General features: G+C 43.4%; 12 protein-coding genes. 9 read left to right on the top strand and 3 right to left on the bottom strand.

From position 1 onward, the window contains the following. Positions 1 to 533: 533 nt before the first annotated feature. From dusB to ACYTXU_RS13440, 7 genes are all read left to right on the top strand, one after another. A complete protein-coding gene (gene dusB / locus ACYTXU_RS13470; RefSeq protein WP_462207372.1) occupies positions 534 to 1,514 on the top strand; it encodes a tRNA dihydrouridine synthase DusB in 981 nt (326 codons plus the stop codon). Beyond that, on the top strand, positions 1,511 to 1,816 hold the full coding sequence (fis, locus tag ACYTXU_RS13465) for a DNA-binding transcriptional regulator Fis (RefSeq protein WP_462207370.1): 306 nt from the start codon (positions 1,511 to 1,513) through the stop codon (positions 1,814 to 1,816). The genes dusB and fis overlap by 4 nt, the downstream gene beginning before the upstream one ends. Before the next feature lie 62 nt (positions 1,817 to 1,878). Further along, on the top strand, positions 1,879 to 3,444 hold the full coding sequence (purH, locus tag ACYTXU_RS13460) for a bifunctional phosphoribosylaminoimidazolecarboxamide formyltransferase/IMP cyclohydrolase (protein ID WP_462207368.1): 1,566 nt from the start codon (positions 1,879 to 1,881) through the stop codon (positions 3,442 to 3,444). Between the two features lie 24 nt (positions 3,445 to 3,468). Further along, entirely contained in the window at positions 3,469 to 4,752 is a 1,284-nt protein-coding gene (purD, locus tag ACYTXU_RS13455) for a phosphoribosylamine--glycine ligase (protein ID WP_462207367.1), read from the top strand. 99 nt (positions 4,753 to 4,851) lie between these two features. Continuing rightward, positions 4,852 to 7,506 carry an intermembrane phospholipid transport protein YdbH family protein gene (locus ACYTXU_RS13450; protein WP_462207365.1) on the top strand — a complete coding sequence of 885 codons (2,655 nt, stop codon included), beginning with the start codon at positions 4,852 to 4,854 and terminating at the stop codon, positions 7,504 to 7,506. Positions 7,507 to 7,563: 57 nt separating this feature from the next. After that, positions 7,564 to 7,758 (top strand): YnbE family lipoprotein, encoded by a 195-nt coding sequence (locus ACYTXU_RS13445; RefSeq protein WP_462207364.1) that lies wholly within the window; start codon positions 7,564 to 7,566, stop codon positions 7,756 to 7,758. A gap of 11 nt (positions 7,759 to 7,769) precedes the next feature. Continuing rightward, positions 7,770 to 8,102 carry a YdbL family probable chaperone protein gene (locus tag ACYTXU_RS13440; protein WP_462207363.1) on the top strand — a complete coding sequence of 111 codons (333 nt, stop codon included), beginning with the start codon at positions 7,770 to 7,772 and terminating at the stop codon, positions 8,100 to 8,102. A gap of 41 nt (positions 8,103 to 8,143) precedes the next feature. Here the strand turns inward: ACYTXU_RS13440 and ACYTXU_RS13435 are convergent, their stop codons facing one another. Further along, positions 8,144 to 8,737, bottom strand: a complete 594-nt coding sequence (locus tag ACYTXU_RS13435) for a glutathione S-transferase (protein WP_462207362.1) — start codon at positions 8,735 to 8,737, stop codon at positions 8,144 to 8,146. A 22-nt stretch (positions 8,738 to 8,759) separates the two neighbouring features. After that, the gene (locus ACYTXU_RS13430) at positions 8,760 to 10,259 is read right to left on the bottom strand and encodes an AAA family ATPase (protein WP_462207360.1); all 1,500 of its coding nucleotides are present in this window, start codon (positions 10,257 to 10,259) and stop codon (positions 8,760 to 8,762) included. Between the two features lie 119 nt (positions 10,260 to 10,378). Here ACYTXU_RS13430 and coq7 point away from each other — a divergent pair, with 119 nt between their 5' ends. Further along, entirely contained in the window at positions 10,379 to 11,017 is a 639-nt protein-coding gene (gene coq7, locus ACYTXU_RS13425) for a 2-polyprenyl-3-methyl-6-methoxy-1,4-benzoquinone monooxygenase (RefSeq protein WP_462207359.1), read from the top strand. 130 nt (positions 11,018 to 11,147) lie between these two features. Further along, on the top strand, positions 11,148 to 11,519 hold the full coding sequence (locus ACYTXU_RS13420; protein WP_462207358.1) for a DUF6746 family protein: 372 nt from the start codon (positions 11,148 to 11,150) through the stop codon (positions 11,517 to 11,519). 59 nt (positions 11,520 to 11,578) lie between these two features. Here ACYTXU_RS13420 and ACYTXU_RS13415 read toward each other — a convergent pair whose 3' ends face one another. Continuing rightward, a complete protein-coding gene (locus ACYTXU_RS13415) occupies positions 11,579 to 15,094 on the bottom strand; it encodes a TolB-like translocation protein (RefSeq protein WP_462207356.1) in 3,516 nt (1,171 codons plus the stop codon). Between the last annotated feature and the right edge of the window lie 44 nt (positions 15,095 to 15,138).

Raw genomic sequence — 15,138 nt, 5'->3', positions numbered from 1 at the left:
ACAAAATTACAATCTAACTCCAGTCATTCCTGCGTAGGCGGGAATCCATTTCTTACAGATATTCTTCCTTCATCCCAATTTTCGCCCCTCGGCGAGTTACTTTTCTTGCGTGGTCAAGAAAAGTAACCAAAAGAAGACCACCCGTATATTGAGGTCACGCTTTGCGTGACTCCCTGCGCCACTCCCAAAATACTTAACGCACCAGAATTTACATCACATCCCTGTGCTGAAAATTCTTATCAAAATCCTCCAAGATTTTGATTACTATATTTTGTACATGGCTTAGCTCAATATAAATGGGTTATTTGTGCTTACCCTTAACACTCGAGTCTAATTGCTGCATATATAAGCCATGATTTTGTGGACAAGGGATCTCCAGCAACTAAATTGACATTTGATAAGTGCTTTTCCTATAAGCCTTTGAACTCTTTATTGTCAAGCAAAAAATTGATGCTTTTTTATACAAATTCCGTTCAAAAAACGATTTAAAGCGTGTATGATCGGCGACCTTAAATTCAACCCTGATGGCGCTTATGCGAATTGGTCCTTATCAACTAGCAAATCCGTTGATCCTGGCGCCGATGGCGGGTGTGACTGATCGTCCCTTCCGTCAACTATGCAAAGAGCTTGGAGCTGGCCTGACCGTTTCTGAAATGATCGCTGCCAATCCAGAGCTTCGCAATACGCGTAAAAGTATACAGCGCAGTAATCATCAGGGAGAGCCAGGCATCCGCTCTGTGCAAATTGCCGGTGCTGAGCCAGCTATGTTAGCTCAGGCCGCGCAATATAATGTGCAAAATGGTGCTGAAATTATTGATATTAATATGGGATGTCCCGCCAAAAAGGTCTGTAAAAAGGCCGCTGGTTCAGCGCTTTTACAAGATCCGCAGCTGGTGGAAGACATTCTGAATGCCGTTGTGGCCGCGGTTGAGGTTCCGGTCACCCTTAAGATCCGTACTGGCTGGAATCATGACAACCGTAACGGTGTGCAGATTGCCCAAATTGCGGAACAGGCAGGCATTCAGGCGTTGGCGGTTCATGGCCGTACCCGCGCTGATAAATATCTGGGCAACGCTGAGTACGATACTATTGCGGCAATTAAGCAATCAGTATCCATCCCAGTAGTTGCCAATGGCGATATCACCAGCCCCGAAAAGGCCAAGTTTGTATTAGATTACACCGGTGTTGATGGGTTGATGATTGGTCGCGGCGCACAGGGTAATCCGTGGATCTTCCGCGAAGTCTGGCACTATCTGCAGACTGGTGAGAAGCTTGCGGCACCAAGCTGGCAGGAAGTGCGCCAGGTGTTACTCGGCCATATCGCCGCTTTGCACGAGTTTTATGGCACTGTGATGGGACCTCGCATCGCACGCAAACATGTTTCCTGGTATTTGCAAGAACAGGCAGATGCCAATGAGTTTCGTCGAACCTTCAATGCCATCGACGATGGTGATGAACAGTTGGGCGTTTTAGACCGTTATTTTGAACAAAAGCAACAGGCTATAGCAGCATGACTATCTTTGATACAAATCTAACTCGAGAAAGTAACAACCAAGACAACCAGGTAGACGGTAACTCGTTTGCATCAAATCCAACTTTGCGTGAGCACGTTGCCATGTCAATGCAGAACTACTTAAAGCAGATGCATGGTCAACCGTTAAGCGAAGTGTATGACCTGGTGTTAACGCAAGTTGAAGAACCATTGTTACGCGCCATTATGGACTATACGCGCAACAATCAGACTAAAGCCGCCCAGGTTTTAGGCCTTAATCGCGGAACCTTGCGTAAGAAGCTTAAACGCTACAATCTTCTGTAACACAAACAGTCACCACAAATTAGGGTTCGTATCAGAACCCTAAATTTTTTATAGGAGCTACCATGTCTAACTATCGCCCAGTCAAGCGCGCGTTAATCAGCGTTTCTGATAAAACTGGTGTAGTTGAATTTGCCCAAGCCCTTACCGATAAAGGCATCGAAATTTTATCCACTGGCGGTACTGCAAAATTGATGCGCGACAATGGCATCACAGTCACCGACGTTGCGGATTACACTGGCTTTCCTGAGATGATGGATGGCCGTGTTAAAACCTTACATCCTAAAGTTCACGGCGCTATCCTTGGTCGTCGCGGAATGGACGATGACGTCATGCAGGAACATGACATCATTGGTATCGATCTTGTCGTAGTCAATCTCTATCCTTTTGAGAGTACTATTGCTCGCGCGGATGCAACCCTTTCAGATGCGATTGAGAATATTGATATTGGCGGACCAACCATGGTTCGTTCTGCCGCCAAAAACCATCAAGACGTTACTATCGTCGTTGAAAATGATGATTTCAATGAGGTAGCACGTCAAATTACTGAGAACGGCGGCGTGGATCTACCGACCCGTTTCCGCCTGGCGGCTAAAGCCTACGCGCATACTGCCCGTTATGACGCAGCTATCTCCAACTACCTTGGTGTGCAGGCAGCTGATGATAACAGCGAATTTCCACCGACTTATTCTGTGCAATACAAGAAAGCACAGGATATGCGCTATGGTGAGAACCCGCATCAAACTGCTGCTTTCTACGTTGAGCATAATCCGCAGGAAGCCAGCGTTGCGACTGCCACGCAATTGCAAGGTAAAGAACTATCCTTTAACAATGTTGCTGATACCGATGCTGCGCTTGAGTGCGTGAAGAGCTTTGATGAGCCAGCCTGCGTTATCGTTAAGCATGCCAACCCATGTGGTGTGGCGATTGCCGACAACATTGGCCAGGCTTATGATTTAGCATTCCAGACCGACCCAACATCAGCGTTCGGTGGCATTATCGCCTTTAACCGCGAGCTGGATGGCGACACAGCCAAAGCCATCGTTGAGCGTCAATTTGTCGAAGTGATTATCGCACCTAAAGTGTCTGAAGAAGCTAAAGCTGCAGTTGCGAGCAAACAGAATGTTCGCCTGCTTGAATGTGGCGAATGGTCTGCACCAGCTGCCGCACATGACTTCAAACGTGTCAATGGCGGCCTGTTAGTGCAAGATCGCGACCTGGGCATGGTTTTTGAAGACGATTTACGTATCGTCAGCAAACGCGAGCCAAGCAAAGAAGAAATGCGCGACTTGATGTTCTGCTGGAAAGTGGCCAAATACGTTAAGTCTAATGCCATTGTTTATGCACGCAAAGGGCAAACTATTGGTGTTGGCGCCGGCCAGATGAGCCGTGTCTATAGTGCCAAAATTGCTGGCATTAAAGCTGCCGACGAGAACCTTGAAGTTAAGGGCTCTGTGATGGCATCTGATGCTTTCTTCCCATTCCGTGATGGTATTGATGCAGCCGCTGAAGCAGGTATAACTGCAGTGATTCAGCCTGGTGGCTCAATTCGCGATGATGAAATTATTGAAGCTGCCAATGAACATGGCATGGCCATGGTCTTCACTGGCATGCGTCACTTCCGTCATTAATAAGTGTTTGCTATAGGAATTGATATGAACGTATTGATTATTGGTAGCGGTGGACGCGAACATGCTTTGGCATGGAAAGTCGCTCAATCCGCTAATGTCGACACTGTATTTGTAGCACCTGGTAATGCTGGTATTGCGCTGGAAGATAAGGTGCAGACGGTTGCAGTTGGCGCTGAAGATATTGATGGCTTAATCGCTTTTGCAAAAGACAACAAAGTCGAGCTGACTATTGTTGGCCCGGAAGCGCCACTGGTCATTGGTGTAGTGGATGCCTTTACTGAAGCTGGTCTTAAATGTTTTGGCCCTACTAAGGGTGCCGCGCAGCTGGAAGGCTCAAAAGCCTTCACCAAAGACTTTTTAGCGCGCCACAATATTCCAACGGCTGCTTACCAGAACTTTACCGACATCGAACCAGCCAAAGCTTATGTTCGCGAAATGGGTACGCCTATCGTGATTAAGGCTGATGGCTTAGCCGCGGGTAAAGGCGTCATTATTGCCGACACTATCGAACAGGCTGATGAAGCAATTGACGATATGTTGGCGGGCAATAAGTTTGGTGATGCCGGTCATCGTGTCGTGATTGAAGAATTCCTGCAAGGCGAAGAAGCCAGCTTCATTGTGATGGTCGACGGTAAAAATATTCTACCATTGGCAACCTCACAAGATCACAAAGCTCGCGACAATGGCGACACAGGACCAAATACGGGCGGCATGGGGGCTTACTCCCCTGCTCCGGTTGTCACGCCTGAAATGCATGACCGCATCATGCAGCAAGTGATTATTCCTACGGTTGAAGGCATGGCCGCCGAAGGTCACCCTTACACTGGTTTTTTATATGCCGGCGTGATGATTGATGCTGATGGCGTACCAAAAGTTCTGGAATACAACTGTCGCTTTGGTGACCCTGAAACACAACCGATCATGAGCCGTTTGCAATCGGATTTGGCTGAACTGTGTTTAGCTGCACTTGATGGCAAGTTGGATACTACTACTGCCGAGTGGGATTCACGCGCAGCAGTGGGCGTGGTTATGGCTGCTGGCGGTTACCCGGAAAGCTATCACAAAGGCGATGTCATTCTCGGTCTTGATACCCTGTCGGGCGCTAAAGTGTTTCATGCTGGCACCGCAGAAAAAGACGGTCAGATTGTCACTAATGGTGGTCGTGTTCTATGTGTAGTTGCCTTGGGTGATACTGTCACGGAAGCACAAGCCAAAGCTTATGCCGGTGTAAAGCAAATCTCATGGGATAAGGTTTATTACCGCACTGATATTGGTCATCGAGCGATAGCGCGCGAACAGGCAAATTAATCTCAGTTCATTGACCATTCATCAAAAAGCCTTACACTAACCTGTAAGGCTTTTTTTATGCTTTAAAATCGACGTTAGAGACACGCGGACTAGTTTCACTTGATTAAAAAAATTCTAAAATGGATTGCATGGATTAGCGCCTGTCTGGCGTTGCTCCTACTGATTGCCTACTGGACTTCGCCTTATTGGGTGCCTGGTCAACTGGCTAAATTTTTACCTGCATCGATACAGCTAGAATCACTCGACTTAGAGCGCCCCGGTCTTACTCGCACCAACGTCAAGCAACTGACTCTGCATATTGATGGGCCAAATACAGTTGCCATAGAACTCAACAATACCGAACTTCGCTATTCTTTATGGCAGCAAAAATTACTGGGCGTTTCTGCTGAAGCTGCCATTATCAAGTTATCCTCATCAGAGGAAAAATCCACCGACACAAGTTTTCAGCTCCCTCAAACAATCACGCTGCCACAATTCCCGATCAATCAGTTATCGATTGATAAAGTTGAGCTGCAAGGTTTTGCAGGACAGAACTTTCAACTTTCTGATATTCAATTTAAAGCTGATGACAATACATTACGATTGAATAGCCAAATTGACTGGATGAGTCTCAATTTCGATCTGGCAGCGAACATTCAGCACAGCAATCAAACCCTTGAGACGCTTACTCTAGATTTGCAACAAAGCAATAATCACCTGACATTGAATGCATTTCCATTGTCTCAATCCGGCTGGCAACTTGACCTGTCTGGCGAGATCGAACAGATTCCATTCATCCAAATTTATTCTGCAGACCTCGACACTATCAGTTTTGATCTGGCCACCACCCTACAACAAAATGCCGACAAACAGTTTAAAGCCACACTGCAAGAAAACAGCAGATTAGAGATACCGCTGCGATTTAATTCCGCATGGTTTGAACAAGAGGTGGCAAGCTATGCGAAAGAATTCGGCTTAACCCTGGAAACACAACAGCTTGATAAAAATGTCCTACTTAAATTGACTGCCCGCGAAGATACCCAACTCGATTTCAATCTTGAAACGCAAACCTTGAAAGCCAACGGCAAGTTAGAGCTAACTGCCAACAATCATAATTTGCAAACTGCAGCTTCAATTGATAGCGCCTCTCTCGACCTGTCAAAAACTTTCACGGCATCAGAGCAACGAGTATCGGCGCAAATTACTGCTGACCTTGATTTACCAAAAACAAACTATCGCGCTAACGATAAAAGCCTTAACTTTAATGCAAGCTCTCTCAAGGCTCATATCAATGCCTCGGCAAGTTTAGAAACTGGCAATTTACAGCTTAACAGTCAGCAGTTACATCTGGACCTTGCTAATAGCACCCTGAAAGGAACTGCCTACACTGTTAATTTACCCGCTCACCAGTGGCAAGGTGATGTTGATTGGACACAGAATCTGACGGCTACGCTCAGCGAAAAAAATAAGACTCAGTCGTCAGTTAAGGCCAAAAAAAAGCTTAATTTAAAACTGGTTAAGCCCATTGACCTCAAACTTGCTTTATCTGATGAAACGGTCACCGCCACTCAATTGATGGCTCAGGTCAATCTTACAAACGATGTTTTCAAAGCCAACTACTCCGCCGGCGAATTATCGCTCCTAAAACAGCCCCTAAAGTTGCGCGAAGTTAAGGGCAGCCTTAGTACGGATGCCAACAATGATGCGATCAATGGTGTTCTCGAATTTAATCAGGCCAGCTATCTTTCTGACAATATTGCGGTGGATTATGTCAGCGGTAAATTTGATTGGAAATTATTGAAGCAAACATTGACTGCCAAAGGTTCGTTGCAGTCTTCGCAAAACACCATTCCAGTACGCTATGCCTATAAGCTTAAAACCGGCGACCATGACCTACAGATTGCCCGCTCAAGCCTGCCCATGCTAACGCTGAAAAGCTGGACGCCATTTTTAAATGCTAACCCAGCATTACAGATCACTGGTGGTGATCTCAATATTAACAAACTCAGTGGTGACCCATTAAAATTACTTTTCGAAGGCAATCTCAGTATTGATGATTTAAGTCTGCTGTATGATAAATTGGCTCTCAACAAGGCTACCGTCACCGATAACCTGAGTAAAAAATCCTCTTTGCAGGGTTCGGTCAATGCCAAAGTTGAAAGTATTGAGTTAGCCGCCGGTATCGCTATCACTGATCTGAGTTTTAGGCTCGAACATACTGCTACTGACTATCAATTCCATGATATCAGCGGTCAGTTACTTGGCGGCACCATCAGCATTCCACGCTTTGATATGCACAAGACTTCGATTAAGCCTTTTACATTGATGTTATCCAGCATCAATCTGCAAAAATTGTTATCTGCGCTTGAGAGTGAAAAGCTATCAGTAACCAGTAACTTTGATATTATCCTGCCATTAATCATTAAACCTGACAGCCGACAGATTACTAATGGCACTTTTATCAGCAAACAGCCTGGTGTTCTTAAGCTTAAATCTGAAGGTGCTAAACAAGCCAATATCGCCTTTCAAGCAATGGAAAATTTTCATTATAAGGAACTCAGCGGCACCATTGATTACAGCAGTGAAGGCGACTATATCATCACTTTATATACTCTGGGCTCTAACCCTGATGTTTATAATGGCTTCCCGATCAAACTTGATCTGACCTTGCGTGGCAACCTGCCAAACCTGCTTTACTCCATGCTGATAACCGGAGATATGGCGACGCCTGTGCTGGAAGATTTAAAACAGAAGGATTTACTCAAAATTCAGTGAGAATTCATGTTAAGCTCGTAAAATGACAGTTATTAATAATCTGTGTAAGGAACCAGTATGAAACTAAGCGGATTAACCACTTTGCTTGCAGCAGCCAGCTGTTCTATTTTGGCCACGGCTTGCACAGTAAAGTTGGAAGCACCCGATAAGCCTATTCACATCATCGGTGATTTCACCATCAAGCATGAGATTGTGGTTAAGGTAGAACGCGAATTGGATAAGGCCTTGAGCGAAGACTCAGGTCTATTTTAGGAGAGTCAATTATGAAGAAGCTTAATTATTCAATAATGGCGCTATTGGTCAGCTTGTTGTTGTCAGCGCAGGCATTTGCGCTAGACATTGGCACACTGAAAGATCAAGGTGTGGTCGGTGAAATGTCTACCGGCTATGTTGGCATTGTGGTTTCTAATCCAAGCTCACAGATTCGCTCTTTTGTGCAGGACATCAATGATAAAAGACGCGCTATTTATGCTCAGGAAGCACGTAAAGCCAACATAACCTTAGCGGAAGTTGAAGCAATTGCCGCGAAACGAAATCTTGAGAAAACCCAAAGCGGCCACTACATCAATCTCAATGGTGCCTGGCGCAAAAAATAACTCGCCAGTCGGTTAAATTACTGCGGATTAAATCAAAAGACCTAAGCCTTCGGTTGTGTTGCTACAATCGAAGGCTTTTCTTTATATGCCTGCCACCAGTTCTTGAGCTTAGTAAACTTTGTCTGCCATTGGTACTCGGCATGCCTGAAGTCCAGATAGTCCAATACAGCAATTAAATTAATGTGGATGGCGGAAAATTCCTTTGGTAACTCATTCAGTCGCTGCTCCAGATAGCCCAAGCCACGATCAATACTCTTGATAAACCGCTCTTGCCAGAAATCAGACTGCAATTCCGCGCGCATTTTATCCTGTTGCCAAGCGACGGCCGAATCCAATAAACCACGCGTCAGAGAATATAGAGTTTTCAAGTGCCAATCGTTGTTAATCTCTTTAAACAAACGGTTACCGGCCTGTGCATCCAGATATTCACAAATCACCTGACTATCAAATATTGCAGTGCCGCTGTCATCAATTAGACAAGGCACCTTGCACAGTGGATTGGCTTCAATCAACTCCGCAGGATTATCAAAAGGATGCTGAAAGACTTCTTCTACTTGATCGTTTAATCCAAGCTCCTGCACAAAAATCCGCGCAGTTCGAGCATAGGGCGATGCGGTGGAATATATCAGTTTCATTAAAGCTCCTTTATTCTTTCAGTCAGTTGGCAACGACAGCACGACCTTCGGCCCATTGCCTAAGCGCTATCATTTTCTCTGCCATCACTTTAGAGAGTGGGCTGGTAGCTGCAACCTCACCTAGCAATGTCTCATTACATAAGGGCTTATCACCATAATGTGCAGCGTATAAACCCGCAATCACCGCCTGTTCGATCTCAGCTCCGCTAAAGCCTTCAGTGGCCTCAGCTAGTTTTGCTAAATCAAACAGCTCAAAATCTTGATTACGCTTACTTAAATGTATTCTGAAGATCTCTTGGCGAGAATCAAAGTCTGGCAAGTCGACAAAAAAGATTTCATCCAGGCGACCTTTACGAACCAACTCGGGCGGTAGTGCAGAAATATCATTAGCAGTTGCGACAATGAAAATCGGTAACTTGTTTTCCTGCATAAAGGTCAACATGGTGCCCAACACTCGTTTGGAAGTCCCGCCATCGTTATCGCCAGTCGATATACCCTTTTCAACTTCATCCAGCCATAAGACACAAGGCGCCATCATCTCGGCAAGCTTTAGCGACTCACGTAAATTCTTTTCACTTTCACCATGCCACTTGCTGTATAAAGCGCCAAAATCGAGTCGCAATAATGGGACGCCCCACATTCCTGCTACAGCTTTGGCAGCCAAGGATTTCCCTCCTCCTTGCACTCCCACCAACATAATCCCTTTTGGTTTATCCAAGCCCAAGTCTTGTTCGCTGATAAATATCTTACGGCGCATCTCCAGCCATTGTTTAAGCTTGGTCATGCCACCAACATCGGCAAAATGCGCAGTCTCATACTCATAATGCACCGCGCCTTCCAGATCCAATAATTCATAGCGGGCTTGATTAACCTTATCCATTTCACAGTCAGTAATGGCACCATCATCATAAATCAGGTTACGAATTATTTGTTGCGCATCACTCAAAGTCAGGCCAGTTAAGTTCTGCACCAGCCGTTGCATGGTTGGTTTATCAGTTCTTACTTTTTGCCCTTGATTACTGAGCGCCCAACGCGTGGCTTCGGTATGAATTAACTTTTCCAACTCTTGATGACTGGGAAGCCGTAAATCAAATCTGGCAGAAAATCGTCGTATTTCTTCTGGCAGCTTCAGCTTGTGGCTGACCAGCACCAGGGTTTGATGATATTTTTGAAACTGTAGCGCAATATCTTTGACCAATCGCACCTGCTCCGGATGCTGCTCATCAAGAAAGGGGTGGAAGTCATAGAGTACATAAATGCCTGGACGCTCCATGCGTTTAATATGCTTTAAACAGTCATCAGGCTTTTGCGTACTGTCGAGTGGCGCAAAGTGTGAATCAGTCATTTCTACCCGGCGCAGGCCTTCGGTCAAATGCCAGCCAAATAGTGGTTTCTTGAGTTTTATTGCTACTTTTGTCAGTAATTCAGTGACTCGAGCTTCTTCGTGCGACTCGATAACAATGATAGGATTTTTGGATTCGATGAGTATTGCCAGATCGTTTTTTTCTAAAGTATCGCCCATGGTTAATAAATTGCCTCAATTTCCTTGTTCTTATGGCTAGTGCCTGCTGACCCAGATTAACTTTTTAATGATTTATCGCTACAATAGCTTCTCTTTGAGCGAATAAGTGTAGCAGATCTATGCGTCAATACAGCTTTTTTGATCGACTTTGTCTGGTAGCAGACTCAGCGCTGAAAACCACTCGGGGTATTTATGATGCCAAGCCTCGACCAACCCCTGCGCATGACATTGATGAATCCAAAATGTCTGATCAAGATAAGAACCATGCCGCGAGCCTGATGCGTATTAATCATACTGGCGAAGTCTGCGCCCAGGCGCTGTATCAAGGGCAGGCACTGACCGCCAAACTACCCAATGTTCGTGACAAGATGGAACAGGCAGCACAGGAAGAAGTGGATCACCTGGCTTGGTGTAGCGAGCGTATCCATGAATTAGGTAGCCGTGAAAGTCTGCTCAACCCCTTCTGGTATGCCAGTTCTTTCACCATTGGTGCCCTGGCAGGCATTGCTGGGGACAAGTGGAGTCTTGGGTTTGTTGCCGAGACGGAACATCAGGTCTGCCGCCACCTGGATGAACACCTTGAAAAACTCCCGATCCAGGACAGTAAAAGCCGTGTCATATTGCAACAGATGCGCGAAGAAGAGCTCAAACATGCCACTACAGCACTTGAGCATGGTGGTACAGAACTACCCAAACCGATAAAAGGCGCCATGGGATTAATGTCCAAGGTTATGACCAAAAGCGTTTATTACATCTAACTCAAGCAGCTATTGAGTCATTCATATTACCTATTAAGAATATCTATCAAAGTATTGATCTGAATCACTTGGCACACCAGTACCCCAATAGTAGAATGCAAACAACAATCATTCTCAATAAGGGTGTAACATGTCAATTCGTAAAACATTCACCACAATAATCCTTGCAACACTAACATTATCCGCTGCCCACGCAACCGATGTCAGACACTTCAAAGGTGAAAAACCAGAAACCCTCGCCGAAGCCTTCGCCATTATAGAAAAATATAATGCACAACTTGAAGGTCGCATCCAATATGAGCTAACCCCCTACACCATGGCCGAAATTCATCAGATGTCATACAGCCTGGAAAATGCTCTACAATTTATCGAAGAGCATCTGGACAAAACTCAGGAAAACTTGGAGAAAGTACATATCGCCTCTGAAACTAATGACCCAGAGACTGTGCAGGCAAAAGGTAAAGAATATCTACAAGGAACTAAAGAGTTATTAGGTAAGTAACCTAGCAACTCTCATAAAAAAGGGTAGCTCAAAGCTACCCTTTTTCTTACTAACACAATTTAGCGACGATAATAACCAGCTCTTATTATCATCAGTGATGCAAGCATCAGCAATAGCAACCAGTTGGTTGAGCCACCTCCGCTTGAGCCACCACCAGACTCTGGATCAGGATTGGTATTTCCACTCGACTTTTGTAGTGAAATTTTCGCCTCAGCAGTAGAAGTGTTTCCAACTGTATCACTGACAGAAACTGCCACAGTTATATCGGTTTCCTCTTCTAAGCTCGGTACCGTGAATGATGCAACCATCTGATTTGCATTGTTCAACACTATATTGTCGCCTTCCACAACACTCCATTGAAAGCTTAGCGACTCCCCCTCTACATCGCTTGACCCTTCAGCACTAAGCTCAATTACTGAACCCTCTACAGCGGAGCCGGGGGCATTGATGACCACCTCAGGAGGATGATTGAATTCAACACTAATCTGCTTTGTTGCGATACTCTTATCATAACCATCATCAACAATTTCCAATTCAATGGTTAAATTAGTATCTTGTGCTACCAATGGTAGCTTGATTGAAGCCTGCTTATTTCCATTCCCTTCTATTTGCGCATATTCATAGTCAATCAACTTCCAGTTATATTTGATAATGTTATTCTCTGGGTCAGTCGATTCAGAGCCATCTACAACTACCTCATAACCAGCAACATAGTGATTTTTGTCAGTTGTAAATCCAGCTGATGGTAACTGGTTTAAATTTAATGAATACGGCTCACAACCAACGGTATAGTGACATCCTTGCATAAACAACCATTTCCCATGGCCATTAGCCATAAGGTTCTCTCCATAAGAACCATTAGTACTGAAACTTATGCTTTGGTCTGAATTTAAATAAGTCAATTCACCACTGTCATCCAAAGCAATCAACTGATTATCACCGCCGGAGTTTCCAATTTGTAGAAAGTTAATTTCACCAACCTTAGTAACATTATAAATATCCAGGTAGTCATTTGAGATACTGTTATGTAAGCTCATATTAGTCCCATCATATTTATACAGTTGATATCCATTGCTAGTGTATTGCTCTTTATAGAATAACCAGTCAACATCATCTTCCGGTTTCCCTTTAGCTATTTTTAAATCACTTACTAGTCCCAAGTTCAGGTTTTTAGCTTCCCCATTTTCATAAACATAAAGGTAATTTTGCCCTGAATCTGATGGTCTAGCGTTGAAATATAACCTTGAGTCTTTCGCCACAAACTGTGTATAAGAGGGTATCCCAAAACTATCAACTTTAACTATTTGGCCATCTTCTAAAACCCAAACCCCCATGGATTGACTACCATGGTCAATTATTGAAATAACATTTTCATTATCTAGCTGATGAAACCAAATGTCGGTACAACGCTTACCTGATAACTCACCAATATCTATCTCTTCTAATCCACTTCCATCATTAATCTTGTAGAGTGCAACATGATACTCATCGATACACTCTTTAACATACACACTTCCTGAATCCCAAAGAATTTCCCTATGGTGAGGCGCTGAAAATTCCAACCCATTTTTGTTAAATTCTATTAATGATGATCCATCTATCTGCCACACGCCTGTATATCCGTCGTATCCCGTGGTGAAAAATATTCCATGTGGTGTATTAATTAACTCCATATCGGTTGAAGTGAATTCTAGTTCACCTATCAGATCAACTCGGCTAGGAGTAACCCTCCATAAATATTTTAAACTGCTTCCATCATAACCACCGACAAAATATAGCTGTGTCCCATCATTAGTAAATGAATCTTGCAGATAATTATATGAATTCTGTGAAATTTTCTGCGGTCCACCCTCATTTAAAGCCCAGACCTGTAAATAACTACTATTTACATTTTTTTGAAAATAAATTAACCGACCATCTACGCTAAACATCATCTCGGGGTAATAATCTAATTTTTCGTTATAGATAGTCTCCACAAGCTGTGCATCATAACCATCAGATTCCCAAATTATTTCACCATACTCATCATGTTTCGCAATAAAATATGTCTTATCTTTTACAACCGTATAATTTTTGGGGTAGCTCCCACCAGTTGCATTGGTTACCTGCAGTTTTTGTACTGAAGCTCCTTCTATGACTGAAAGCGGGCTACCATACTCGCCCACTGCACTATAAGTTAGATAAATACGGTGACTAAGGTCGTCAACGCCAATATACCAAGCATGCTCTCCTTCAAATGCCATTTCTAATGTAGCAACTTTTAATTGAGTATCAATTCTATAAAGTTCAATTACTGAATTGTTTTTTGTGGCCAAGGCATAGAGCTCACCTTCCATCATGAATAGCTGGTAGTAATATGCATTTTGATCAAGCAGCACTTCAGTGGCTTCCCCATTTTCTAGTATTGCCACTGCTAAACTAGTTGTCTCCTCCTGATTCTTTCTACCACTGATTATAAAGTTACCACCTAGTTCTAGTAAGCTTGTACTTCCAAGTGAGTTGGAGTAATCATATCCTGTAACTACATCATAAAGATTTACACCATCACTATATTTTAACTTCTTGCCATCAAAGCCCTCTTCAAAAAAATACGTAGCGTTATTTCTTCCCGCTAGGTCTTCAATCCTCAAATAATGCTCTTCTTGATAATCTGTTAACTGTTTCTGTTCAGTCCCATTGAACTGCCATAATTGGTTAATTTGGCTTCCAGTGGTAGCAGCTAATAACACTAGCTTTTCATCTACAACCTTACTCCTAGAGAAATCTATAGAACTGAAACTCTTTAAAGGAATTATTTGGTTTTCTTGCAATAAACTCAGGTCATAAGAGGAAGGAGTGGTGTCATAATTATTTTCAACGATGTATACGCCATCAACTGTTGTAAATAAAAACGGTATTCTATGGTTGCTTGAATAAATCGTTGTTTCAGTTCCACCCGATATTTTGCGAAGTTCTCGTAATGGATCATCACTAAAACTATAATAAATTTCATTATTGAAGTAGGTAAAATCTTCTATTGTGTAAAACCAATTACTTCCAGTTATCGTATGATAACTAGTATCAGGCCCATCAAATTCCACAATAGTATTGTCACTATTATTTCCCGAGTTTGTGAGGGTGAAGTATTTGCCATTAAATTCTTTCAGGTTGTCTGGATTGATATACATGCCTGGATTAATCTTTATAAATTCTCCCTGTGGATCTTCGAGATAATATATTAGACTAGTATAGGTATTCGGCTCCTGTACTATGAGATAAAGCGTAGTATCTGACTTAAAAAGAGCTTCAACTCTACCAGACTCTCTTCCTGGCATGGTCTCAAGGGTTAAGCTTACATTGTTAAACTTATCCACTTTCCATAACTCTCGGCCGGTTTGTTGTGTTTCTTTAAAAAAATACAAGTTTTCTTTAAACACAATAGTATTTTGACCGTTAATGCCGTCAATGTAAGTCTCAACCGGTAACTGACCTATATCTTTTACTATCGACAGTGGTTTTGAAGGTGAAAAGTAATAAGCAAACGCAAGTATGAGTGGCAGAACCACTATCAAGATTCCATATTGTATTTTTTTCATATCCCAGCCTTTTTATTATAAAAGGCGTATTATATGCATTTTTG

The organism is Kangiella sp. M94, assembly GCF_054926195.1.
The sequence above is the reverse complement of the archived record's forward strand: the minus strand, read 5'-3'. Positions and strand labels throughout refer to the sequence as shown.